Source organism: Pseudomonas capsici (assembly GCF_017165765.1).
Classification (GTDB): Bacteria; Pseudomonadota; Gammaproteobacteria; order Pseudomonadales; family Pseudomonadaceae; genus Aquipseudomonas; species Aquipseudomonas capsici.
In genome coordinates this window covers 63,740-86,378 of sequence record NZ_JAFGZD010000015.1, presented here as the reverse complement: position 1 = coordinate 86,378, position 22,639 = coordinate 63,740, and the positions used below count along the sequence as shown (strand labels likewise).

The window sequence follows — 22,639 nt, the reverse complement described above, 5'->3', positions numbered from 1 at the left end:
AGAATCGGCTCTCATCGTTTGAACAGGTTCTTGAGGGCGTCCTTGAGTTCCGGATTGACCTTGTCACCCAGCTTCTCGTCCAGTTTTTCTTCGAGCTTTTCGCTGATCCTGTCGCCGGCCAATCTGGCTGCTATCTGGCCGATGCCTTCCTTGTCGAGACGGCAGGCCTTGGCACCCAGTTCCAGCGGGCCGCGGCACTGTATCGGCCATTCGATGCCAACATAGCGCGGGTTGACCTCGCAGGCCGGGTCCGGCATCTCGCTCTTGTCGCCTTCGATGATGATGCCCAGGCGATAGTTCATGCCCAGCACGCGCAGGTCGACATCGCCGTTGCCGTTGACGGTCAGACCCGGAATGCGCGCCTTGAGGTCAGGGTTGCTGGCCACGCCATTGCGGATGGTCAGGTTGCCATTGAGCTGCTGGAAGGGCGTGTCCTTGCCGCGAGGTTCGCCGCTGAGCGTCTTGCGGTTGAGGGTCGAGATGCCCTGGCACAGTTGCTGTTCAAGGTTGGCGTTGACCAGCACGCCATTGTTGAGCACAAAACTGGCCGTGCCGTTGAGGCTGTCGATCAGGGCTTTTTCGCTGTTGCCCTTGCCGGTCAGGTCGCTGTTGAGGTTCATCAGGCCTTTGACCGGAGGTGTCTGCCCCTGGCTTTGCAGGAGACGCTCGACCGGAACCTTGTTGGCCTTGGCCTGTACGCTGACAACAGGGATGTCCTGGCGGGCGTCGAGGTTGCCCTTGATGTCGAAGTTGCCGTTATAGAGATCGCCACGCAGGCTTTCGACGCTGATGACGCCGTTCTGTGCCTGGGTGGTGAGCACGGCATTGTCGATAGGCAGTTTGTCGAGGGTCAGTTTGCCGAAGTTCAGGTCGGCCTGGACATCGAGAGTGCGCAGACGCTCGAGAGGCAGCAGCTTGGCTGTGCTCCAGGCGGCCTTGGTAGGCTGGTCCGGCAGTGGCGTGTTACCGGCGAGAGCGGCGGCTTCACCGCTTTGTACTTCGGACTGACGCGCTGCCTTGGCGCCTTTGCTTTCTTCGCTCTCGGCCGGGCGATAGCGGTCGGCATCGAAGATGTCGGCCTTGAGTTGCAGGCGCAGTGCCTGCCTGGCGAAGTCGTCAATGGCGACGCGGCCCGTGAAGGTACTGTCATCGACCTTGAGGTTGAGTTCTTCGAGCGCCAGGCTGTTCGGCGTGCCGTTCAGGCGGGTGACCATTTCGACCTTGCTCAGCGCGCCGTCAGCCATGGCTGGCAGCGGGTGGCCGATATTGTCGAAGAAGGTGCGCACATCGAGCTGGGCGATGGACAGGCCGCCGCTGATCTGCGGGGTCTTGTCCAGATCGCGGGCACGCAGCTCGCCAAGGGCGCGCAACTGGTTGGCGGAAATCTTGAGGCTGTTCCATTCCGCGATGTTGGCGGCGAGGTCGACCAGCAGTTGCCCCTGGGCAGCGAAGGTTACGGTCTTGCCCTGCAAGGGCTCGCCAGCGACTTCGCCCGACAGGCGCATATCTTCGAATTGATAGCGCTTGAGGGCGCGATCAAGACGCACGTCGCCTACCAGTTCGGTCCTGATGCGTACAACCGGCTGGTTGGTGCTGAGGAACGCCGTGAGTTTGACCGGAATGTCCGAGGCTTCCCGGACGGCACCGGTGCTCAATTGAATGCTTTCTGCAGTGAGGGTCCGGCCTTTGCGGACATCGGTGTATTCAACCCGGGCGTTGTTGACCGTCAGGCTGTCGATATCCAGTTTGATGGGGCGCGAAGGTCTTTCCGTCTTGTCCGCTGGCGGGACAGGCGTTGTGCCTGCTGGCTGCTCGGGTGTCGGCGTGGTCGCGGTGACAGGCTTGCCGATGTCTTCCCAGTTGCCATGGCCGTTTTCATCGCGGTTGAGGCGCAGGTTCAGGCCTTCAACCCGCACGTCGCTCATCTGTACTTCGCGGCGCAACAGCGGCAGTACACGAACCGATAACCCGAGCATCTGCAGGTCGGCAAATGGCGTCGTGGGGGCGCTCAGGGTTGCGACGCTGGCGTCATGCAACTCAAGGCCCAGCCAGGGAAACAGGCTCCAGCCGATGTCGCCATTGAGCGTCAGCTCGACGTTTGCCTTGTCGCGTGCCAGTTGGCGAATCTCGTCTTTGTAGTCGTTGGGATCAAACAGATGGGTCAAGGCGAAGCCGAGAGCCACGATGATCAGCAACAACCCGAGAATAAACAGTCCCAGGATTTTGCCGAACGCTTTCATGGGCGAGTCCTTGTTATCGATCGTTCAAAAAATAGCCCACGAGTATACCGCTCTGGCGAGTGTCGGGGGCCTTGGATGCCATGGGCTGCTGCGCGGGGTCAGATTCTTGCGATTTCCAGCGGCACCTTGAGCTTGGCCGCAAGGGCCAGGACTTCAGGAAGCTCGGCGGTTGTCTGCAAGCGTAGTTCGCAACCGGCATGGCGGGCCGATTTCTGTGCATGAGCCACCAGTCGCTCTGCCACACCGCGCCGCCGGGTGAGGGCACGCACGCAAAGATGCGACAGTCGCCAGACATCGCCTGCCTGCTCCAGACGTGCAGCGCCCAGCAGCCGGTCATTGAAGCGTCCCGCCAGAAGTGTTCCGTCACTCAGGGTTGTTTCAATCAATTGCGCCGCATCGCTGAAGGGCGAAAACAGCCACTGCGGTGCGTCGCGATATATCTTTTGCAGATCTTCCTGATCCTGATAAGTGGGGGAATTAATTATCCCAACTAAGACCGGCATTCTATCTGTTTCCTCTGTCTGCAATTGATTGTGTCTATTACTTCATAGATGGCATGGATTGTGGAAATAATAATTGATGTAACAAGATACTTACGGCCCTTGGTAAGTGTTAGTCTCTCGCCATCGCTGGTCAGGTGCGGCCTTTTGCCACGCCTCTGGAACTACCGCCAATAAAACAGTCATGGCCGTATGGCATGGAGACTGTGAGCGGGCCAGCGCATTAGTCCTGCGAGCATTACACATCTGGGGGTAATCACAATGAGCACAAGTACAGCTTTGGGCGGCGCTGCCGCTCAACCCGCGTTCTTGTCCAAGGAACGTATCATCGCCAAGCCCGGTTTCAACCGCTGGCTGGTTCCGCCCGCTGCTTTGGCAATCCACCTTTGCATCGGTATGGCTTATGGCTTCTCGGTATTCTGGTTGCCGCTTTCCAAGGCCATCGGTATTTCGGCACCGGTTGCCTGCACACCTGACATGGGCTTCTTCGCACAGATCTTCTCGTCGACCTGTGACTGGCAGATCTCCATGCTGGGCTGGATCTACACACTGTTCTTCATCTTCCTGGGCTGCTCTGCTGCCATCTGGGGTGGCTGGCTCGAACACGCAGGTCCGCGCAAGGCCGGTGTGGTTTCGGCTCTGTGCTGGTGTGGCGGTCTGCTGATCTCCGCGCTCGGTATCTACACGCACCAGATCTGGCTGATGTGGCTCGGTTCCGGTGTGATCGGCGGTATCGGTCTGGGTCTGGGTTATATCTCCCCCGTTTCAACCCTGATCAAGTGGTTCCCGGACAAGCGCGGCATGGCGACCGGCATGGCGATCATGGGCTTCGGCGGCGGCGCGATGGTCGGTGCTCCTCTGGCAACCGCTCTGATGGGCTACTTCGCTTCCGCTGAAAGCGTTGGCGTATGGCAGAGCTTCGTGGTGATGGCGGTGATTTACTTCATCTTCATGATCGGCGGTGCTCTGGGCTATCGCGTTCCACCGACTGGCTGGAAACCTGAAGGCTGGACTGCTCCTGCCAAGAAGGCCAGCAACGCAATGATCACCAATCGTCACGTGCACGTCAGCGTGGCCTGGAAAACTCCGCAATTCCGTCTGGTATGGTTGGTGCTGTGCCTGAACGTTTCGGCCGGTATCGGTATTCTGGGTATGGCTTCGCCACTGCTGCAGGAAGTGTTCGCCGGTAAACTGCTGGGCAATGATCTGACCTTCAGCCAACTGAATGCCGATCAACTGAAAGCCATTGCTGCCATCGCGGCAGGCTTCACCGGTCTGTTGAGCCTGTTCAATATCGGTGGTCGTTTCTTCTGGGCTTCGTGCTCCGACTACATCGGTCGCAAGGCAACTTACTTCGTGTTCTTTGCCCTGGGCTTCGTGCTGTATGCATCGGTTCCTACCCTGAGCCACATCGGCAGCATCGCGCTGTTCGTGGGTGCCTTCTGTATCGTGCTGTCGATGTACGGCGGTGGTTTCGCGACCGTTCCTGCCTACCTGGCCGACCTGTTCGGTACGCAAATGGTCGGTGCAATCCACGGTCGTCTGCTGACCGCATGGGCTGCTGCCGGTGTACTGGGTCCGGTGCTGGTCAACTACCTGCGTGAATACCAGCTCAGCCACGGCGTTGCCCGCGCTGCAGCCTACGACATCACGCTGTACATCCTCGCTGGCATGCTGGTCCTGGGCTTCATCTGCAACCTGCTGATTCGTCCGGTTGCCGACAAGTACTTCATGACTGATGCCGAACTGGCTGCCGAGCAAGCCATCGGCCATGACAAGAACGCTGTTCCAACCACTTCTCTGGAGTGGAAAGCATCTGAAGGCAGCAAGCCACTGGTCATTCTGGCCTGGCTGGCGGTCGGCGTTCCTCTGGCGTGGGGCGTGTGGGTCACCCTGCAAAAGACAGCCGTACTGTTTCACTAAAACAGTCGGTTAAAAAGAAAGCGCTTGCACAGGACGTGCAAGCGCTTTTTTTATGCCTGTTGCGTTTATCGGGTGGCCGATTCGTCCGCGAAGGCAGCAGGTGTGCTGCGGGACTTGATGGCGTAGGCTACACCCAGCGCGATCAGCCAGACCGGCAGCATGTACACCGAAATGCTGATGCCCGGTGTGAACAGCATGATTGCCAGAATACCGACCAGGAAAGCCAGGCAGATGTAGTTGGTGGCCGGATAGCCCCAGCTCTTGAACAGCGTGGTTTCGTTGGCCTGACGCTTGGCATTGCGGAACTTCAGGTGGGTAATGGTGATGATGACCCAGTTGAGTACCAGAGCCGATACCACCAGTGCCATCAGCAGTTTGAAGGCCTGTTCCGGCATCAGGTAGTTGATCAGTACGCAGGTGCCCGTAGACAGCGCCGAAATCGCCAGGGCATTGACCGGTACGCCGCGGGCATTGATCTTGAGCATCGCCTTGGGCGCATTGCCCTGTCTGGCCAGACCGAACATCATCCGGCTGTTGCTGTAGACGCAACTGTTATAGACCGACAGCGCGGCCGTCAGGACCACGACGTTAAGTACGGTTGCGACCACATTGCTGTCCAGCTCATGGAAGATCATCACGAAAGGACTGCCGCCGGTCACCACTTTCTGCCAGGGGTACAGGCACAGCAGAACCACCAGTGCGCCCACGTAGAACAGCAGAATGCGGTAGATCACCTGATTGGTTGCGCGTGGAATGCTGCGCTGAGGATCCTGCGCTTCGGCTGCAGTGATGCCGATCAGCTCCAGGCCGCCGAACGAAAACATGATAAAGGCCATGGCCATCACCAGTCCGCCGACCCCATTGGGAAAGAACCCGCCGTATTGCCACAGGTTGGCTACGGAGGCGTCAGGGCCGCCATTACCGCTGGCCAGCAGATAGGCGCCGAAGACAATCATGCCGACGATGGCCAGCACTTTGATGATGGAGAACCAGAACTCCATTTCACCGTAGAGCTTTACGCTGCTGAGGTTGATCAGGTTGATGATCACAAAGAACACGGCTGCCGAAACCCAGGTCGGGACGTCCGGCCACCAGTACTGAACGTACATGCCCACCGCAGTAAGTTCGGCCATGCCGACCAGCACATACAGGACCCAGTAGTTCCAGCCGGACATGAAGCCTGCAAAGTTGCCCCAGTATTTGTTGGCGAAGTGACTGAAGGTTCCGGCGACCGGCTCCTCGACCACCATCTCACCCAGTTGGCGCATGATGAAAAATGCGATCAGGCCGGCAATCGCATAACCCAGAATCACCGAAGGGCCAGCCATGCTGACGGTATGAGCAATTCCTAGAAACAACCCCGTACCGATAGCGCCACCCAGCGCGATCAGTTGGATATGCCGATTCTTCAAACCCCGATGCAGTTGATCGGGCGGCGTTGATTGGGTCATTGAAAATCCCTGCAAGTATTGATAACGGATCGGCTGGTATGGCCATCATTGGCTTTACGATTGGCCTCGATTGCAAGACAGGTGCCATCTATCTTGTGCACTTCGGGCGGTCGCTGTTGATGCTTTGAAACTGATAGGCTTCCCGGCCTGAACTCTCTGGTACGAGCGATTGCCCTCAATGAAAATGAATGAAATCGACGACTTCGACCTGAAGATCCTGACTCTGCTTCAGGCCAATGGCCGCCTGACCAATCAGGAGCTGAGCGATCTGGTCGGGCTTTCGGCATCGCAATGCTCGCGTCGCAGAATCAGTCTGGAACAGGATCATCTGATCCTTGGCTACCACGCCCGCATCGCTCCGCAAGCGCTGAGCCGCGAGGTTCTGGCAATGATCGAAGTCCGCCTGGTCAGCCACAACACACAATGCCGGGAGATATTCCAGGCACTGGTTGCCGACCTCAGTTCGATCATCGACGCTTACAAGACGACAGGGGACGCGGATTATACGCTCAAGGTCGCTGTTGCCGACCTCGATAGTCTCAACAAGTTGATGGAGTGTATTACTGCAAGCGACAGTGTTGCGCATATAAAGACGGCTGTTGTTCTGGAGCGTCTTAAGGAAAACAGTGTGGTGACAGTATAAAGCGCTGCACTGTTATGGCACACAAGTGTTATTGGTGTGCGTAAATGATGCATATATATTGTTCTTGTTGTTATTAGTGTGCGTGAAGTTGTATTTGTTGGCTAACATCGGTCGCTTTGTGTAGGATTTGTGCTCATATCGTGAGTAGTCGTGGCGCTGTTGGACCAAGAGCGCTGTCATTCACCTGCATCGATCCTGCCTGAGCGCCCTGATGACAACCCATACCGCCGTGCCCAACCGTCTTGATACCCGTCATTCGGCCCAGGAAGACGTATTTGCCCTGGTCATTGCCACTATCCTGATTTCCTTCAGCGTGCTGATGCTGCGTCAGGCGGGCGTCATGACGGGCGGTACGGCGGGCATTGCCCTGTTTTTTCATTACACTTTTGCCGTGCCTTTCGGCGTTGCGTTCTTCACCCTCAATCTGCCGTTCTATTACCTGTCCTTTCGCCGGATGGGCTGGCTGTTCACGCTCAAGACCTTTTGTGCCGTAGGGCTGGTATCCTTCTTTTCCGATCAGCACGCCTTGTTCATCCATATCGATCAGTTGCAGCCCTTTTATGCTTCGGTGCTGGGCAACCTGATTCTGGGGGTGGGCTTTCTGATCCTGTTCAGGCACCGCGCCAGCCTGGGTGGCGTGAATATTCTTGCGCTGTACCTTCAGGATAAATATGGTTTCAAGGCAGGCTGGCTGCAGATGGGTGTGGATATTTGCGTGCTTGTCGCTTCCCTGACGTTCATCAGCCTGCCGACTCTGGTAGCTTCCATAGTCGGTGCCGTGCTGCTGAATTTCATCATTGCGCAAAACCACCGATCCGATCGCTATTCGGCCTGATTCACTAAACAAGAGGAGTTGTTGCGCATGCTAGCCCACGTAGAGCCCTACGCCGGAGATCCGATCCTGTCGCTGATGGAAACCTTCCAGAAGGACCCGCGTGCGGACAAGGTCAACCTCAGTATCGGTCTGTACTACGACGCCGAAGGGCGCATTCCGCCTCTGGCCGCCGCTCTGCGCGCCCAGCAGCAACTGGTCGAAAGCGAGCAGGCCGCTTCTCTTTATCTGCCGATGGAAGGCCTGGCTCCTTATCGCGAGGCGGTGCAGACCCTGCTGTTCGGTGCCGATCATCCTGCCCTTCTTGAAGGCCGTGTGGCGACCATCCAGACCGTGGGCGGCTCGGGGGCGTTGAAGGTCGGTGCGGATTTCCTGAAATATGCGTTCCCTGAATCCCAGGTCTGGGTCAGCGACCCGACGTGGGAAAACCACCTTGCGCTGTTCGGTGGTGCGGGCTTCAAGGTCCACACTTACCCGTACTTCGATTCCAGCACCGGTGGCGTGAACTTCGAAGCCATGTTCAACAAGCTGCAGACCTTGCCGGCGCGCAGCATCGTGTTGCTGCACCCTTGCTGTCACAACCCCACAGGTGCCGACCTGTCGGTGGAGCAGTGGGACCGCCTGATCGTGCTGATCAAGGACCGTCAGCTCATTCCGTTCCTCGATATCGCCTATCAGGGCTTCGGCAAGGGCATGAATGAAGATGCCTATGCGATCAGGGCAATGGCCGGCGCTGGCATCACCACGGTGATCAGCAACTCGTTCTCGAAAATCTTCTCCCTGTATGGCGAGCGGGTCGGCGGTCTGTCCATCGTCTGCGATGATGCGGCTTCGGCCACCAACGTGCTGGGGCAGCTCAAGGCCACCGTGCGTCGCAACTACTCCAGCCCGCCTGCCCATGGTGCGAATGTGGTCGCCCGTGTGCTCAACACCCCGCAACTTCGCGACGAATGGTTGAGTGAAGTGGAAGGCATGCGCTTGCGCATCATCGACATGCGCCAGAAGCTGGTGAGCGCACTGGAGCAGAAAGTCCCGAGCCGTGATTTCAGCTTCATCCTTCGCCAGAGCGGCATGTTCAGCTACACCGGCCTGAGCCCCGAGCAGGTCGATGAGCTGCGTGAAAAATACGGCGTGTACCTGATCCGCAGTGGCCGGGTATGCATGGCCGGGCTGAACGAGGCCAATATCGGCAAGTTCTGCGATGCGCTGGGCAGCCTGTTTGCCGGAAAACCTGCGTAAAACCCTCCACAAGTGTGTGTCGGTAGATCTGAGGGGTGTGAAATCATCGATTTTGCCCCCTCAACTCCGACAAACGGCCATCATCTTGCCTTCCCCTCGTCTGTTTGCTTCATGCCGGCCGCATCTGGGCCTATAATGGTCACCTTTTTCGCCCAATGATTTTGCGGAGCTGGTGATGGCCGAACGTAAGGCATCCGTCGAGCGCAATACTCTGGAAACCCAGATCAAAGCCTCGATCAACCTGGATGGCACCGGAAAGGCCCGATTCGATATCGGGGTTCCCTTCCTTGAGCACATGCTTGACCAGATCGCCCGGCACGGGCTGATCGATCTTGATATCGAGTGCAAAGGCGACCTGGAAATCGACGACCACCATACCGTGGAAGACGTCGGTATCACCCTGGGCCAGGCGTTCAGCCAGGCTATCGGGGACAAGAAAGGTATCCGTCGCTATGGCCATTCCTATGTGCCGCTCGATGAAGCCTTGTCCCGTGTGGTCATCGACTTCTCCGGTCGTCCTGGCCTGCAGATGCATGTGCCTTACACCCGCGCCGTGGTCGGCGGCTTCGATGTTGACCTGTTCCAGGAATTCTTCCAGGGGTTCGTCAACCACGCCAACGTGACCCTGCACATCGACAACCTGCGCGGCACCAACACTCACCACCAGATCGAAACCGTCTTCAAGGCCTTCGGTCGCGCCCTGCGCATGGCGGTCGAGCTGGACGAGCGCATGGCCGGGCAAATGCCTTCGACCAAGGGTGTGCTCTGATGCAGACGGTTGCTGTCATCGATTACGGCATGGGCAACCTGCACTCGGTCGCCAAGGCGCTTGAGCATGTGGGCGCAGGCCGTGTACTGATCACCAGCGATGCCAAGGTGATCCGCGAAGCCGATCGCATCGTGTTTCCGGGGGTGGGCGCGATTCGCGACTGCATGGCCGAGATCCGCCGCCTGGAGTTCGATGCACTGGTTCGCGAAGTGAGCAAGGATCGTCCTTTCCTGGGCATCTGTGTCGGCATGCAGGCCTTGCTCGATCGCAGCGAAGAGAACGGCGGCGTGGACTGCATCGGCCTGTTCCCAGGCCAGGTGAAGTTCTTCGGCAAGGACCTGCAAGAGCAGGGCGAGCACTTGAAAGTGCCGCACATGGGCTGGAACGAAGTGACCCAGTCGGTGGATCACCCGCTTTGGCACGACATCCCGGACCGGGCGCGCTTCTACTTTGTCCACAGCTTCTATATCCAGGCGGCCAACCCGCGTCAGGTGGTGGGCAGCGGGCATTACGGCGTCGATTTCGCCGCAGCCCTGGCTGACGGCTCGCGTTTTGCCGTGCAGTTCCACCCCGAGAAGAGCCATACCCATGGCCTGCAATTGCTGCAGAACTTCGTGGCCTGGGACGGTCGCTGGTAATCGCCATGAGTAAAGCCAGAACCAAGGCCCCGATTCTCACCCTCACTCCTGAACAGGAGCAGCAGGCCATCGACAAGCTCAAGCGGTTGTTCGCCCAGCGCTTTGAAATGGATCTGGGGTCGTTTGAAGTGGCCGAGGTGCTTGAGTTCTTTACCAGCGAGATTGCCCCGCACTATTACAACCGAGCGGTTTTCGATGCTCAGCAGCTCCTCAAGGAGCGCTTCGAGAGCATCGAAAGCGATCTGTGGTCGCTCGAAAAGAGCAGCTGAAAGCTTCAGGCTTCAGGCTGCAAGAACTGAATTTGATAGACACGCACGCTTGAAGCTTGCCGCTCTTTTGACGAAGGAAAAAGTATGCTGATTATTCCCGCGATCGACCTTAAAGACGGCGCCTGTGTACGCCTGCGCCAGGGCCGCATGGAAGATTCCACGGTGTTTTCCGATGATCCGGTGAGCATGGCTGCCAAATGGGTCGACGGTGGCTGCCGCCGTCTGCATCTGGTCGATCTGAACGGTGCGTTCGAAGGCCAGCCGGTCAATGGCGAAGTCGTCACTGCCATTGCCAAGCGTTATCCACAACTGCCGATCCAGATCGGTGGCGGTATTCGCTCGCTGGAAACCATCGAGCATTACGTCAAGGCGGGTGTGAGCTACGTCATCATCGGCACCAAGGCCGTCAAGGAACCAGAGTTCGTGGCTGAAGCCTGCCGCGCATTCCCTGGCAAAGTGATCGTTGGCCTGGATGCCAAGGATGGTTTTGTCGCCACCGACGGCTGGGCTGAAGTCAGCACTGTGCAGGTCATTGATCTGGCCAGGCGCTTCGAGGCCGATGGTGTTTCGGCCATCGTTTATACCGACATCGCCAAAGACGGCATGATGCAGGGCTGCAACATTCCGTTCACTGCCGCGCTGGCCGCCGCGACCCGCATTCCGGTCATCGCTTCGGGTGGCATCCACAACCTGGGCGATATCAAGGCCCTGCTGGACGCCAAGGCTCCGGGCATCATCGGTGCAATCACCGGCCGCGCGATCTACGAAGGCACGCTGGATGTGGCTGAGGCCCAGGCGCTTTGCGACCTGGAAAGCCGCAAGTCATAAGCTGCAAGCCGCAAGCTGGGCATCTGCTTTGTCTTGCGGCTTGAAACTTGCCGCTCGCAACTGCTGTTATCGGAGATAATCCCATGGCTCTGGCCAAACGCATCATCCCTTGCCTGGACGTCGACAACGGTCGAGTGGTCAAGGGCGTCAAGTTCGAAAACATCCGCGATGCGGGCGACCCGGTGGAAATCGCTCGTCGCTACAACGAGCAGGGCGCGGACGAGATTACCTTTCTGGACATCACCGCCAGCGTCGATGGCCGTGATACCACGCTCCATACCGTCGAGCGCATGGCCAGCCAGGTCTTCATTCCGCTGACTGTCGGTGGTGGCGTGCGTACCGTGCAGGACATTCGCAACCTGTTGAACGCCGGTGCCGACAAGGTCTCGATCAACACGGCGGCGGTGTTCAACCCCGAGTTCGTCGGTGAAGCGGCCTCGCGTTTCGGCTCGCAGTGCATTGTGGTCGCCATCGATGCCAAGAAAGTTTCCCTGCCCGGTGAAACCCCGCGCTGGGAAATCTTCACCCACGGTGGGCGCAAGCCGACCGGTCTGGACGCCGTGCAGTGGGCAAAAAAGATGGAAGACCTGGGTGCCGGTGAAATTCTCCTGACCAGCATGGATCAGGACGGCATGAAGAACGGCTTCGACCTGGGCGTCACCCGGGCCATCAGCGATGCGCTGGGGATTCCGGTGATTGCTTCCGGCGGTGTCGGCAACCTGGAGCATCTGGCGGCGGGTGTCATTGAAGGACATGCGAGCGCTGTTCTGGCTGCCAGCATCTTCCACTTTGGCGAATACACCGTGCCTGAAGCCAAGGCCTACATGGCTCAGCGCGGTATCGTCGTTCGTTGATTTGCAGGCGGGCAGCCCTTGCTCGCCTGTCATGAGCCGTCTGGTTGCAGCGACATCGCTAGACACTGTCATGGTATAGCGGCACTCTGCACGGGGTTGTCATGCTCGAGTGCCGAAATATGTTCAAACGTCTTTTTCTTGCACTACTGGGCGCCAGCGCTCTTCTGAGTTTCAGTGCCCGGGGCAGTGATGCGTCGACGCCTTCGATCGTGCTGCTGACCGAAAACTATCCGCCCTACAACATGGCGGTGGACGGCAAGAACTTCGCTCAGGAAAACAACCTCGACGGCATCGCTGTCGAGATCGTGCGCGAGATGTTCAAGCGTGCCGGTATCAGCTACAACCTGACCCTGCGTTTTCCGTGGGAGCGCATCTACAAGCTGGCGCTGGAAAAGCGCGGCTATGGCGTGTTTTCCACCGTGCGCACGCCCGAGCGGGAAAAACTCTTCAAATGGGTTGGCCCTCTCGGTCCGGTTGACTGGGTCATGCTGGCCCGTGAGGACAGCACCATCACCCTGACCGACCTGGAACAGGCCAAGGTTTATCAGGTTGGCGCCTATAAAGGTGATGCGGTTGCCCAGAGCTTGATCCTCAAGAGCTTCAGCCCGGTGCTGATGCTGCGTGACCAGGACAACGCCCGAAAACTCGCCAATGGCCAGATCGATCTGTGGGCCACTGCCGATCCTGTTGGCCGTTATCTGGCCAGGCAGGAAGGCATTACGGGTTTGAAAACGGTTCTGCGCTTCCATACGGCCGAGCTGTTTCTGGCGCTGAACAAGGACACGCCCGATGACGTTGTCGCACGTCTGCAAAAGCAACTGGATGACATGCGCGCCGAAGGCTGGGTGGACAAGGTTCAGGCGCGTTATCAATAACACTTCATTCGGTCGCCGACACAAGGTCCTCGCGCACACGGGAGCGCTGACCGTTGACATCATGGGCGTAGGTACAGATTTTTACCGGCAGTGATTTCTTGCGCAGCATCAGTTCGCTGCCCAGACGTCTTTTGAAGCCTTGCGGGTCTGTGCAGTTCGTGGTCGCGGGTGGGCCGATCTTCGCGGTGTAGTAATCAATCAAACCTGGCTCAAGTAGCCACGTGACTTGATGAGCGCCGAACCGGTTTTTCTCGATATGCATCTTCGGGGCGCTTGTGGGGCCGGCTGCCTGCAACTCGACCGCCAGTGTCAGGGCGTTGCGCATCATGCCGGGGCCGGGGCGCTCGTCGGTTGACGAGACGCCGACGATACATAACCAGTTGATTCCGAGCCGTGCGTCTATCGGGTCATCGATACGGGCATTGCCGGACGCTATCGTGCCGCTGTAACCCACCGGATTCTCACATTGCAGGGCCGAGTCGACCTTCTTGTATCGATACAAAGGCTTATCCACTGTGAACTGCAGGTCCCATGTGGGATAGACCTCATTGCCCAAGGCATCCAGCCTGACCTTTGCATAGTGTCTGGGCGGTTTTTCAAAGGTGATCGAGTACACAGGAAAAAGTTTGCACTGATCGGGATCGGTATTCAGTACGCCATCAATGAAGCACTCGTTCAGGCTGGTGACCGGGCTGCCAAAGTTAGTGCCAGCAGCCTGGGGCGGAAAACCGGGTGGTAATGTCGTTTCATTCTTTACCGCAGAGCCCTCCGGCGATGGCTGGTTGGTGAGATTCATGACGGCAAACACCTCACCGGTATCACGGATCAGCAAAGGGCTGCCGGATGAGCCTTGGCTGATGTCCTTGCACTGATTGCTGACTGTGTGCCGCCATACCCAAGGTTGATGCAGGATTACTCCTGAAGACTGATGAACACACGCGGCCATGCGCAGATGACCTGTGCCGAGATAAAGCGGGGCACCAATCGACAGGATGTTGCGGCCATCCTCCGGCATCTGCTTGGCGAGTCGAAGTGGCCGGATGCCGGCAGCAATCAGCGATGCCAGTGTCGGCTGCAGCTCGACAATCGCCAGATCCACGCCTTGCAGGCTGCTCCAGTGGACCTGCTTCAAGGGGTAGCTGCGTGGGATGCTGTCGGTGAAAAAGTTGAACTGGACGGTCCCCTCGATTTCAGTGTCGATGATGATCAGCCCGTTGCGTCGAGAGATGCAGTGGCCGCTGGTAAGCAGGTAGGCTGGTGCGTCGTCCGGGCTGTCGGGGCTGCGCGTATCGATCAGGGTTGCGGTGCAATCCAGACCTTTTTTACTTTTTATGCGGCCGATTCCGTTCCAGTGAGCGCTATGGCCATCTGCTTCAAGCAACACTTTTGACGGGGCCAGGGAAACCAGGCCTTCGCCGGGGGCCTGAGCCATGGCCGTGGGCAAGTGCAAAAGGCTGGCGATGCAACAGGTGCCAGCAAAAACGCGCAGATTCATGATTCTTCCTTGATAACAGGTGTAGTGATCAGTCCCTTTAAGCGGGGGCTGATGCTGTTATCAAGGCAGTCATAACGAGGGGCATTCAAAGCAGGCGAAGCCTACAGCCCGAGTGGAAAAATCAAAGCCGGTCAGGCCAGAAATCAGCGGTAAACGCCTTCCTTGCCGTGCCCTGCCATGGCCCTGTTGCCTCTCTCGCTGATCATGTGACGCAACTCGATCCATTCGATGCCCTGCGCCTTGAGCTTGGGCAGTTCACGCTCCAGCACATCGAGGGTCACGGGGTAGGGGTGGCCGATGATGACCACCGATCCCTGTTTGTGGGCCAGTTTGATCGCGATCTGCAATTGCCGGGTAATGGCCTCGGCTGTGCGCTCGTCGTCCAGAAATACATCCCGTGACACGCTGGCCAGGCCGATACGCTGCGCTGCTGCGGCGGCTACGGTCTTGGCGCTGGTGCGGCTGTCGACGAAGAACATGTGGCGGCGCTGCAACTCCTCCATGAGCCAGGCCATGGCCACAGGTTCGCTGGTCATGCGGCTGCCCATGTGGTTATTGATGCCTGCGGCATAAGGCACCTTGAGCAGGGCGGCGTTCAGGCGACTTTCAAGCTCCGGCAAGGGCAGGCCCGGATGCCAGGCATAGGGTCCGGTCGCCGGGTCCATCGGCATATGCAGCATGACCGTCTTGCCGGCAGCGTGGGCTTGCCGGGCGAATTCGGTGGCATGAGGCGTATCGGGCATGATCGCCAGGGTCACGGGGCCGGGCAGGGCGAGGGTACGGCTGTCGCGGGCGGGGTTCTGGCCCAGATCGTCGATGATCAGGCTCAGATAGATGGCGGACGGCCTGGCCTTCTCGCCGTCGGGTGCCGCGTGGGCAGCACCGGTCAGCGAGAGAGCCAGCAACAGGCATGAGAGAAAACGCATGCCTTAGTTGCCGCGGGTGATACTCAAGCCTTTGAGCAGGCTCAGCGCCTGATTGAGCTGGTAGTCTTCATCCTGCGGACGCGCCTTGGCCGCTGCGCCGCCCTTGACGGTCGGCCTGTCGGCACCGCCGTTACCGTTGCCCAGGTGGCCGGAAAGGTCGGCTTCCTTGTAGTTCTCGCCGTCCGCTTCGTTGGTGACCTTGGCGCGGCGCACAACGATGTCCGGGTTGATGCCCTGAGCCTGAATGGAGCGACCGTTAGGCGTGTAATACAGCGCCGTGGTGATCTTCAGGGCGCGGTCGTTGTTCAGCGGCAGGACGGTCTGTACCGAGCCTTTGCCGAAACTGTCCGTACCCATCAGGATGGCGCGTTTCTGGTCTTGCAGGGCACCGGCGACAATTTCCGAGGCCGAGGCGCTGCCGCCGTTGATCAACACCACCAGAGGCACGCCTTCGCTGGCGTCTGCCGGGTCGGCGGAGAAGCGCAGTTCGGAGTTGGCGATGCGGCCCTTGGTGTACACGATCAGACCTTTGGTCAGGAAATGATCCGCCACGGCCACCGCCGATTGCAGCACGCCGCCCGGGTTGTTGCGCAGGTCCAGGATCAGACCGCTCATTTTCTTGCCGTTGTCCTTGCGCAGCTTGGCCAGTGCCTTGCCGACTTCGTCGCCCGTCTTGACCTGGAACTGGGTGATGCGGATGTAGCCGTAGCCGTTCTCCAGCATCTGCGCCTTGACGCTCTTGACCTGAATGGTGGCGCGGGCCAGTGTCACGTCAAATGGCGTGCCGCCATCGCGAACCAGGGTGAGGGTAATCTTTTCGCCGATCTTGCCCCGCATCTTGTCGACCGCTTCCTGCATGGTCTGACCCTGAGTCGGTGCGCCGTTGATCTTGACGATCAGGTCGCCTGCCTCGATGCCGGCCTTGGATGCCGGAGTGTCGTCGATGGGCGAAACCACCTTGACGAAACCGTCTTCGATCCCGACCTCGATGCCCAGGCCGCCAAACTCGCCGCTGGTGCTTTCCTGCAGTTCCTGGAAGTCTTCCGGGCCGAGATAGGCCGAGTGCGGGTCAAGGTTGCTGAGCATGCCCTTGATGGCGTTTTCCAGCAGGGTCTTGTCGTCCACAGGCTCGACATAAGCGGCCTTGACCCGATCCATGACCTCGGCAAAGGTGCGCAGCTCATCGAGCGGCAGCGGTGCCTTGGCGTTGGCGGGCGCGACAGCTGCTGGCGCTGGTGCTGGCGTGGCTTTTTCGGCAGCCAGGGCCAGAGGCGAGCCAATAACGATGGCGATAGCCAGGGTCAGCGAGGTGAGGCGGGACAAATGCAGCATGTCTAACGAACTCCTACAGATATTGGGGCCGACTTATCCTTGAGTGCGGCACCATTGGGCCGGATCGCTGGGGCGACCCTGCTGACGAATAGCAAAATACAACGCTGATGTGTCTTGACCGCCGCTATTGCCTACGGTGGATATTGCCTCACCGGCCTTCACGATGTCGCCTGCCGACTTGAGCAGGCTCTGGTTGTGACCATACAGGCTCAGATATCCGTTGCCATGGTCGAGAATGACCAGAAGACCGGCGCCGCGCAACCAGTCAGCGAAAACCACACGTCCGCCATGCACGGCATGGACCTGGCTTCCGGAGGCCGCGCTGATCATCACGCCATCCCACTTGGTCCGCTCGTCATCTCCACGGGCTTCACCGAAGCGGGCAAGCAATCGACCATCGACAGGCCATGGAAGTTTACCTCTGGCTTCGGCAAACGGGCCGCCATACGACACGCCGGCACTGGAAACCATGGCACCGGGGGCTTTGACTGGGCGCTTTGGCGCGGGTTCATCATTATTTCGGCTGCTGCTGGCTGCACGCTGGCGCTGCTCTTCGGCTTCGCGGGCGGCAACCAGTGCTTTCTGGCGTGCTTCCTCGGCTTCGCGAGCCTGACGGGCCAGGGTTTCCTCGATGGTTCTCAGCACCTTGGCCAGATCGGCCTGATCCTGCTGGCGCGCCTGCAGCTTCTGGTCCCGCGCCTTGTAGTCCTGATTGAGCTTGGCCAGTGCCTGCTGGCGTTCCTGGCGGACCTTGGCCAGTTCTTCGCTCTGGCTATCCAGATTGCTTTTCTGAACCAGCAACTGTGCCTGTTGCAGGTCGATGTCTTTTTCGACACTGGCCAACTGGCGCAGGGTTTCATTGAAATTGTTCAACTGGGTCAGCCGGGCCTGGCTGATGTAGTCGTAATAGGTGAGGGTGCGGGCGAATTTTTCGGGATTCTGCTGGTTGAGCAGCAGTTTGAGGTATTCCTGACGACCGCTCTGATAGGCGGCGCGGGCCTGAATGGCAATCAGGCGTTGCTGTTCAGCGCGAGCGCTGTTGAGTTTTTTTTTCTCACTGTCGAGCCGCTGGAGCTCGGTTTCGGTCTTTTTTAGTTCCTTTTGCAGGACCTCGACCTGCTTTTCCAGCTTACCCATTTCCGTTTCGGTGGCACGAAGGTCCTTCTGGACGCCCGCTTTCTCTTCCTGAAGCTTGCTCAGGACTTTCTGCAGCTCGGCAACATCCTGACGCGCTGCGTCTATCTGTTTTTGGGTTTGCGCACGCTCGTCATCGGCGAACGCCGGATTGAGCAGGCAAAGCAGGACAAGGGCAATCAAGGCGCGGAGCATGAGGGTGGGCGATACCGAGGAATTGTGAGAAAAAATGACAGGCCTAGTATGCCCGCCATACGGCACAAAAAAAACGCCCCGCAGCCACTGCTTTGGGGCCTGATACACAAAAAACCGGCATTTCCTGATGTCGAAATGCCGGTTCAGAGCCGCTTACTCCCCGACCAGAATCGAATGGCCGGTCATCTCTTGCGGCTTTTCCAGATCCATCAGCTTCAGCAGGGTCGGCGCGACATCGGCCAGAACCCCGCCTTCGCGGACTTTCAGCTGACGCTTGCCGAAATAGATGAAAGGCACCGGCTCCGAGGTGTGCGCGGTGTGCGCCTGGCCTGTGGAGTCGTCCGTCATCTGCTCGACGTTGCCGTGGTCGGCGGTAATCAGCGCTTCGCCGCCGACCTTTTCCAGGGCATCGGTGATGCGCCCGACGCACAGGTCCAGGCATTCCACAGCCTTGATCGCCGCCTCCATCACGCCGCTATGGCCAACCATGTCGCCGTTGGCGTAGTTGACGACGATCACGTCATAACGCTGGTTTTCAATGGCATCGACGATCTTGTCGGTCACTTCCGGAGCGCTCATTTCCGGCTGCAGGTCGTAGGTGGCGACCTTGGGCGACGGGATCAGGATGCGTTCTTCGCCCGGGAACGGCTCTTCGCGGCCGCCGGAGAAGAAGAAAGTGACGTGGGCGTATTTTTCGGTCTCGGCGATGCGCAGCTGGGTCTTGCCGTTATCGGCCAGATACTGGCCCAGCACGTTTTTCAGGCTGCCGGCAGCAAAGGCCGATGGCGCGGGAATGCTGGCAGCGTACTGGGTCAGCATCACGTAGTTGACCTTCGGCTGACGAGCGCGCTCGAAATCCTTGAAATCGTCTTCGACGAAGACACGTGTCAGCTCACGGGCACGGTCGGCGCGGAAGTTCATGAAGACCACGGCATCGCCGTCTTCGACCTTGACCGGCTCGCCGATGCGGGTGGCTTTGACGAACTCGTCGTTCTCGTCACGGGCGTAGGCGGCTTCCAGCCCGGCAACGCCGGTTTCGGCCTGGAATTCTGCCGTGCTGTCGACAATCAGGTTGTAGGCGGTGGATACGCGGTCCCAGCGATTGTCGCGGTCCATGGCGAAGTAACGGCCAATAATGGTTGCCGTGCGCCCCTTGCCCAGGCGAGCGAAAGCTTCGTCCATCAGTTCGAGGGAGCCTTTGGCGCTGCGCGGTGGCGTATCGCGGCCATCGAGGAAAGCGTGCAGGTAGATCTTGTCGGCACCACGTTTCACCGCCAGTTCGGCCATGGCCACCAGATGATCCTGGTGACTGTGAACGCCGCCGTCGGACAGCAGGCCCAGGATATGGACGGCCTTGCCCGCTTCGACAGCCTTGTCCACGGCCTTGCAGATGGTCGGGTTCTCGAAGAACTCGCCGTCGCGGATGGCCTTGGTCACCCGAGTGAAGTCCTGATAAACCACACGCCCGGCGCCCAGATTCATATGGCCGACTTCGGAGTTGCCCATCTGCCCGTCCGGCAGGCCCACATCCATGCCCGAACCTGAAATCAGGCCGTGTGGCATGGTTTTGTAGAGGCGATCCATGACTGGCATCTTGGCGGCCAGAATGGCGTTGCCTTCAGGGTTTTCGCTGTGTCCGAAGCCATCCAGGATGATAAGGACCAGAGGTTTTGGGGTGGCAGTCATAGAACCCACTCGAGGCTGGTTAAAGAAAGTACAAAAAAGATCCGCATTTTAGGGGCAAGTTCAAACCACGTCACTGCCGCACGGACTTTGGCGCACCTTGGGTGCTGTGTATACTGGCCGACATTTTAACGCCCTGGAACCTATCGATGGTTGCTCATCTGCTTGAATTCGCTACTAACCACTACCTGATCACCGGTGCTTTCTTCATTCTGCTGGCCCTGCTGATTACCTATGAAATGAGCAAGGGCGGTCGCAGCCTGAGCACGCGCGAGCTGACAGCTCTGGTCAACAGCGACCAGGCTGTGGTCATCGACGTGCGTTCCACCAAGGACTTCGCGACCGGTCATATCGTCGGCTCCCTGAATTTTCCGCAGGACAAAGTGCTGACCCGTACGTCCGAACTGCAAAAACACAAGGACAAGACGTTGATCATAGTCGATGCATTCGGGCAGCATGCAGGCAGTACGGCCCGCGAGCTTCTGAAGTCGGGTTTCAAGGCAGCCAAATTGTCTGGCGGTATTTCCAGCTGGCGCGCCGATAACTTGCCTTTGGTGAAATGAAATGCCTGAAGTCATCGTCTACTCCAGCGACTATTGCCCCTATTGCACACGCGCCAAGCAGTTGCTGCAAAGCAAGAGAGTTGCCTTCAACGAGATAAGAGTCGATGGCAAACCGCAGGTTCGCGCCGAAATGGTTGCGAAGGCCGGTCGTACTTCGGTGCCGCAGATCTGGATCGGTTCCAGGCATGTCGGTGGCTGCGACGATCTCTTTGCCCTTGAGCGCGCAGGCGAGCTGGACCTGTGGCTTGAAAACTGAATTCAAATTCATACCCTCTTTTTCATAAGGATTCGACATGACCGAACAATCGACCAACGGCGTTACCAACGAAGAAAACTCCCCTCAGTTTTCCTTGCAACGTATTTATGTTCGCGACCTGTCGTTCGAAGCACCGAAAAGCCCGGCGATCTTCCGCCAGGAGTGGACTCCAAGCGTAAGCCTGGACCTCAACACCCGTCAGAAGCAGCTCGAAGGCGACTTCTACGAAGTGGTGCTGACCCTGTCCGTGACCGTCAACAACGGTGATGAAGTTGCTTTCATCGTTGAAGTCCAGCAAGCCGGTATCTTCCTGATCAAGGGCCTGGACGACGCTTCCCTGAGCCACACCCTGGGCGCGTTCTGCCCGAACCTGCTGTTCCCGTACGCTCGTGAAGCGATCGACAACCTGGTTGTCCGTGGTTCGTTCCCTGCGCTGATGCTGTCCCCGGTCAACTTCGACGCGCTGTACGCTCAAGAGCTGCAACGCATGCAGGAAGCCGGCGAAACGCCAACCGTGCAGTAAACGAAAAAAGCGCCTCCAGAGGCGCTTTTTTGTTGGGGCGAAGAATTCATTCGCGAGGCTTTTCGCGAATGAATTCGTTCCTGCTGGTCAGCCTTTGCCTTTGGTCCGCGTCATGTGCGGCCCGCTGTTCTTCTCCAGATATTCGATGATCATGCCGGCCACATCCTTGCTGGTGGTCACCTCGATACCTTCCAGCCCTGGCGACGAGTTCACTTCCATCACCAGCGGACCATGGTTGGAGCGCAGGATGTCCACGCCCGCGACACTCAGGCCCATGACCTTGGCGGCACGAAGGGCGGTCATGCGTTCCTGCGGAGTGATCTTGATCAGACTGGCGCTGCCGCCACGGTGCAGATTGGAGCGGAACTCGCCCGGTTTGGCCTGACGCTTCATCGAGGCGATGACCTTGTCGCCGACCACGAAGCAGCGGATATCCGCGCCCCCCGCTTCCTTTATGTACTCCTGAACCATGATGTCCTGCTTGAGGCCCATGAACGCCTCGATCACCGACTCGGCGGCCGTTGCCGTTTCACACAGCACCACACCGATGCCCTGAGTGCCTTCGAGCACCTTGATGACCAGCGGTGCGCCGTTGACCATCTGGATCAGGTCGGGAATATCGTCCGGCGAGTGGGCAAAACCGGTGACCGGCAGGCCGATGCCACGGCGCGACAGCAATTGCAGCGAACGCAGCTTGTCCCGGGAGCGGGCAATGGCCACCGACTCATTGAGCGGGAACACGCCCATCATTTCGAACTGGCGCAACACCGCGCAGCCATAGAAGGTTACCGAAGCGCCGATACGCGGGATGACCGCATCGAAGCCTTCCAGCGGCTTGCCGCGATAGTGGATCTGCGGCTTGTGGCTGGCGATGTTCATATAGGCGCGCAGGGTGTCGATCACCACCATCTCATGGCCACGCTCGATGCCAGCTTCGACCAGACGACGGGTGGAATACAGACGCGGGTTACGCGAAAGCACAGCGATCTTCATGCAGCACCTGAGGAAGTAGAGACCGGGAACACCGGCTTGTCTTGAACGTAAGTAATGCCCGGATTGACCACCAGTTGGCCGTCGATCAAGGCGTTTGAACCCAGTAGCAGTCGATAGCGCATCGACTTGCGGCAGGCCAGGGTGAATTCCACCGGCCAGACGCGATCCCCCAAGGCCAGGGTGGTGCGGATCACATAGCGAACCTGCGCCTGGCCATTGGAGCTTTTGATCGTTTTCATGGCGACCAGCTGGGCCTCGCATCGGCGATGACGCAACTGCACCACGGTGCCCAGATGAGCGTTGAAGCGAACCCATTTCTGGCCGTCGCGTTCAAAAGGTTCGATCTCGGTGGCATGCAGGCTTGAAGTGCTTGCGCCGGTATCGATTTTTGCCCGCAGGCCCGCTACCCCCAGATCGGGTAGCGCCACCCACTCGCGCAGGCCGATAACTGTCAGATGGTCGAATGTCTTCAAGGCGA

At 58.7% G+C, this 22,639-nt stretch carries 23 protein-coding genes; 13 read left to right on the top strand and 10 right to left on the bottom strand.

Annotated features, from left to right (window positions below):
• Positions 1 to 11: 11 nt before the first annotated feature.
• Together JSY17_RS18545 and JSY17_RS18540 are read right to left on the bottom strand one after the other, a co-directional pair.
• Positions 12 to 2,240 (bottom strand): AsmA family protein, encoded by a 2,229-nt coding sequence (locus tag JSY17_RS18545; protein ID WP_206402698.1) that lies wholly within the window; start codon positions 2,238 to 2,240, stop codon positions 12 to 14.
• A gap of 98 nt (positions 2,241 to 2,338) precedes the next feature.
• Entirely contained in the window at positions 2,339 to 2,743 is a 405-nt protein-coding gene (locus tag JSY17_RS18540) for an acetyl-CoA sensor PanZ family protein (protein WP_117183134.1), read from the bottom strand.
• Between the two features lie 258 nt (positions 2,744 to 3,001).
• Between JSY17_RS18540 and JSY17_RS18535 the strand changes: the two genes are divergently transcribed.
• Positions 3,002 to 4,663: an OFA family MFS transporter gene (locus tag JSY17_RS18535; protein ID WP_117167463.1), complete on the top strand. Its 1,662-nt coding sequence runs from the start codon at positions 3,002 to 3,004 to the stop codon at positions 4,661 to 4,663.
• A gap of 65 nt (positions 4,664 to 4,728) precedes the next feature.
• Here the strand turns inward: JSY17_RS18535 and JSY17_RS18530 are convergent, their stop codons facing one another.
• Positions 4,729 to 6,114 carry an amino acid permease gene (locus tag JSY17_RS18530; RefSeq protein ID WP_200999114.1) on the bottom strand — a complete coding sequence of 462 codons (1,386 nt, stop codon included), beginning with the start codon at positions 6,112 to 6,114 and terminating at the stop codon, positions 4,729 to 4,731.
• A 178-nt stretch (positions 6,115 to 6,292) separates the two neighbouring features.
• Between JSY17_RS18530 and JSY17_RS18525 the strand changes: the two genes are divergently transcribed.
• From JSY17_RS18525 to JSY17_RS18485, 9 genes are all read left to right on the top strand, one after another.
• Positions 6,293 to 6,757: an Lrp/AsnC family transcriptional regulator gene (locus JSY17_RS18525; protein ID WP_232849536.1), complete on the top strand. Its 465-nt coding sequence runs from the start codon at positions 6,293 to 6,295 to the stop codon at positions 6,755 to 6,757.
• Between the two features lie 211 nt (positions 6,758 to 6,968).
• Positions 6,969 to 7,592 (top strand): YitT family protein, encoded by a 624-nt coding sequence (locus tag JSY17_RS18520; protein WP_117167466.1) that lies wholly within the window; start codon positions 6,969 to 6,971, stop codon positions 7,590 to 7,592.
• A 27-nt stretch (positions 7,593 to 7,619) separates the two neighbouring features.
• Positions 7,620 to 8,828 (top strand): amino acid aminotransferase, encoded by a 1,209-nt coding sequence (locus tag JSY17_RS18515; RefSeq protein ID WP_206402700.1) that lies wholly within the window; start codon positions 7,620 to 7,622, stop codon positions 8,826 to 8,828.
• Between the two features lie 175 nt (positions 8,829 to 9,003).
• Complete coding sequence (gene hisB, locus JSY17_RS18510) at positions 9,004 to 9,597, top strand: imidazoleglycerol-phosphate dehydratase HisB (protein ID WP_025262442.1); 594 nt, start codon at positions 9,004 to 9,006, stop codon at positions 9,595 to 9,597.
• Positions 9,597 to 10,235, top strand: a complete 639-nt coding sequence (gene hisH / locus JSY17_RS18505) for an imidazole glycerol phosphate synthase subunit HisH (protein WP_117167468.1) — start codon at positions 9,597 to 9,599, stop codon at positions 10,233 to 10,235. Before hisB ends, hisH begins: the two co-directional genes overlap by 1 nt.
• 5 nt (positions 10,236 to 10,240) lie before the next feature.
• On the top strand, positions 10,241 to 10,504 hold the full coding sequence (locus JSY17_RS18500) for a DUF2164 domain-containing protein (protein ID WP_025262440.1): 264 nt from the start codon (positions 10,241 to 10,243) through the stop codon (positions 10,502 to 10,504).
• A gap of 84 nt (positions 10,505 to 10,588) precedes the next feature.
• Positions 10,589 to 11,332 carry a 1-(5-phosphoribosyl)-5-[(5-phosphoribosylamino)methylideneamino]imidazole-4-carboxamide isomerase gene (gene hisA / locus JSY17_RS18495; RefSeq protein WP_200979510.1) on the top strand — a complete coding sequence of 248 codons (744 nt, stop codon included), beginning with the start codon at positions 10,589 to 10,591 and terminating at the stop codon, positions 11,330 to 11,332.
• Between the two features lie 83 nt (positions 11,333 to 11,415).
• Positions 11,416 to 12,186 carry an imidazole glycerol phosphate synthase subunit HisF gene (gene hisF / locus JSY17_RS18490; protein WP_025262438.1) on the top strand — a complete coding sequence of 257 codons (771 nt, stop codon included), beginning with the start codon at positions 11,416 to 11,418 and terminating at the stop codon, positions 12,184 to 12,186.
• A gap of 119 nt (positions 12,187 to 12,305) precedes the next feature.
• The gene (locus JSY17_RS18485) at positions 12,306 to 13,061 is read left to right on the top strand and encodes a substrate-binding periplasmic protein (RefSeq protein ID WP_122370606.1); all 756 of its coding nucleotides are present in this window, start codon (positions 12,306 to 12,308) and stop codon (positions 13,059 to 13,061) included.
• Between the two features lie 4 nt (positions 13,062 to 13,065).
• On the opposite strand, the gene JSY17_RS18480 is transcribed toward JSY17_RS18485, so the two are convergent.
• The 5 genes from JSY17_RS18480 to gpmI form a co-directional block, all read right to left on the bottom strand.
• Positions 13,066 to 14,556, bottom strand: coding sequence for a trypsin-like peptidase domain-containing protein (locus JSY17_RS18480; protein ID WP_206402702.1), 1,491 nt, complete (start codon positions 14,554 to 14,556; stop codon positions 13,066 to 13,068).
• 143 nt (positions 14,557 to 14,699) lie between these two features.
• Positions 14,700 to 15,482: a divergent polysaccharide deacetylase family protein gene (locus JSY17_RS18475; protein ID WP_200999113.1), complete on the bottom strand. Its 783-nt coding sequence runs from the start codon at positions 15,480 to 15,482 to the stop codon at positions 14,700 to 14,702.
• Positions 15,483 to 15,485: 3 nt separating this feature from the next.
• Complete coding sequence (locus JSY17_RS18470) at positions 15,486 to 16,814, bottom strand: S41 family peptidase (RefSeq protein ID WP_117183141.1); 1,329 nt, start codon at positions 16,812 to 16,814, stop codon at positions 15,486 to 15,488.
• Between the two features lie 33 nt (positions 16,815 to 16,847).
• A complete protein-coding gene (locus tag JSY17_RS18465) occupies positions 16,848 to 18,143 on the bottom strand; it encodes a murein hydrolase activator EnvC family protein (protein ID WP_200999112.1) in 1,296 nt (431 codons plus the stop codon).
• Between the two features lie 153 nt (positions 18,144 to 18,296).
• Positions 18,297 to 19,829: a 2,3-bisphosphoglycerate-independent phosphoglycerate mutase gene (gpmI, locus tag JSY17_RS18460; protein WP_206402704.1), complete on the bottom strand. Its 1,533-nt coding sequence runs from the start codon at positions 19,827 to 19,829 to the stop codon at positions 18,297 to 18,299.
• A 146-nt stretch (positions 19,830 to 19,975) separates the two neighbouring features.
• Between gpmI and JSY17_RS18455 the strand changes: the two genes are divergently transcribed.
• From JSY17_RS18455 to secB, 3 genes are read left to right on the top strand one after another with little or no spacing between them, the layout of a single operon-like run.
• Positions 19,976 to 20,389 carry a rhodanese-like domain-containing protein gene (locus tag JSY17_RS18455; RefSeq protein WP_206402705.1) on the top strand — a complete coding sequence of 138 codons (414 nt, stop codon included), beginning with the start codon at positions 19,976 to 19,978 and terminating at the stop codon, positions 20,387 to 20,389.
• A 1-nt stretch (position 20,390) separates the two neighbouring features.
• Positions 20,391 to 20,645, top strand: a complete 255-nt coding sequence (grxC, locus tag JSY17_RS18450; protein WP_117183144.1) for a glutaredoxin 3 — start codon at positions 20,391 to 20,393, stop codon at positions 20,643 to 20,645.
• Positions 20,646 to 20,682: 37 nt separating this feature from the next.
• Positions 20,683 to 21,168, top strand: coding sequence for a protein-export chaperone SecB (gene secB / locus JSY17_RS18445; protein ID WP_117167479.1), 486 nt, complete (start codon positions 20,683 to 20,685; stop codon positions 21,166 to 21,168).
• A gap of 87 nt (positions 21,169 to 21,255) precedes the next feature.
• Here secB and rimK read toward each other — a convergent pair whose 3' ends face one another.
• A complete protein-coding gene (gene rimK / locus JSY17_RS18440; protein ID WP_025262428.1) occupies positions 21,256 to 22,161 on the bottom strand; it encodes a 30S ribosomal protein S6--L-glutamate ligase in 906 nt (301 codons plus the stop codon).
• A complete protein-coding gene (gene rimB, locus JSY17_RS18435) occupies positions 22,158 to 22,634 on the bottom strand; it encodes a retropepsin-like aspartic endopeptidase RimB (RefSeq protein ID WP_117167480.1) in 477 nt (158 codons plus the stop codon). Before rimB ends, rimK begins: the two co-directional genes overlap by 4 nt.
• Positions 22,635 to 22,639 lie beyond the last annotated feature (5 nt).

Bases quoted from the DNA above. Each gene is read 5' to 3' on its own strand.
- JSY17_RS18545 (WP_206402698.1), bottom strand. From the start codon at position 2,240: ATGAAAGCGTTCGGCAAAATCCTGGGACTGTTTATTCTCGGGTTGTTG.
- JSY17_RS18540 (WP_117183134.1), bottom strand. From the start codon at position 2,743: ATGCCGGTCTTAGTTGGGATAATTAATTCCCCCACTTATCAGGATCAG.
- JSY17_RS18535 (WP_117167463.1), top strand. From the start codon at position 3,002: ATGAGCACAAGTACAGCTTTGGGCGGCGCTGCCGCTCAACCCGCGTTC.
- JSY17_RS18530 (WP_200999114.1), bottom strand. From the start codon at position 6,114: ATGACCCAATCAACGCCGCCCGATCAACTGCATCGGGGTTTGAAGAAT.
- JSY17_RS18525 (WP_232849536.1), top strand. From the start codon at position 6,293: ATGAAAATGAATGAAATCGACGACTTCGACCTGAAGATCCTGACTCTG.
- JSY17_RS18520 (WP_117167466.1), top strand. From the start codon at position 6,969: ATGACAACCCATACCGCCGTGCCCAACCGTCTTGATACCCGTCATTCG.
- JSY17_RS18515 (WP_206402700.1), top strand. From the start codon at position 7,620: ATGCTAGCCCACGTAGAGCCCTACGCCGGAGATCCGATCCTGTCGCTG.
- hisB (WP_025262442.1), top strand. From the start codon at position 9,004: ATGGCCGAACGTAAGGCATCCGTCGAGCGCAATACTCTGGAAACCCAG.
- hisH (WP_117167468.1), top strand. From the start codon at position 9,597: ATGCAGACGGTTGCTGTCATCGATTACGGCATGGGCAACCTGCACTCG.
- JSY17_RS18500 (WP_025262440.1), top strand. From the start codon at position 10,241: ATGAGTAAAGCCAGAACCAAGGCCCCGATTCTCACCCTCACTCCTGAA.
- hisA (WP_200979510.1), top strand. From the start codon at position 10,589: ATGCTGATTATTCCCGCGATCGACCTTAAAGACGGCGCCTGTGTACGC.
- hisF (WP_025262438.1), top strand. From the start codon at position 11,416: ATGGCTCTGGCCAAACGCATCATCCCTTGCCTGGACGTCGACAACGGT.
- JSY17_RS18485 (WP_122370606.1), top strand. From the start codon at position 12,306: ATGTTCAAACGTCTTTTTCTTGCACTACTGGGCGCCAGCGCTCTTCTG.
- JSY17_RS18480 (WP_206402702.1), bottom strand. From the start codon at position 14,556: ATGAATCTGCGCGTTTTTGCTGGCACCTGTTGCATCGCCAGCCTTTTG.
- JSY17_RS18475 (WP_200999113.1), bottom strand. From the start codon at position 15,482: ATGCGTTTTCTCTCATGCCTGTTGCTGGCTCTCTCGCTGACCGGTGCT.
- JSY17_RS18470 (WP_117183141.1), bottom strand. From the start codon at position 16,814: ATGCTGCATTTGTCCCGCCTCACCTCGCTGACCCTGGCTATCGCCATC.
- JSY17_RS18465 (WP_200999112.1), bottom strand. From the start codon at position 18,143: ATGCTCCGCGCCTTGATTGCCCTTGTCCTGCTTTGCCTGCTCAATCCG.
- gpmI (WP_206402704.1), bottom strand. From the start codon at position 19,829: ATGACTGCCACCCCAAAACCTCTGGTCCTTATCATCCTGGATGGCTTC.
- JSY17_RS18455 (WP_206402705.1), top strand. From the start codon at position 19,976: ATGGTTGCTCATCTGCTTGAATTCGCTACTAACCACTACCTGATCACC.
- grxC (WP_117183144.1), top strand. From the start codon at position 20,391: ATGCCTGAAGTCATCGTCTACTCCAGCGACTATTGCCCCTATTGCACA.
- secB (WP_117167479.1), top strand. From the start codon at position 20,683: ATGACCGAACAATCGACCAACGGCGTTACCAACGAAGAAAACTCCCCT.
- rimK (WP_025262428.1), bottom strand. From the start codon at position 22,161: ATGAAGATCGCTGTGCTTTCGCGTAACCCGCGTCTGTATTCCACCCGT.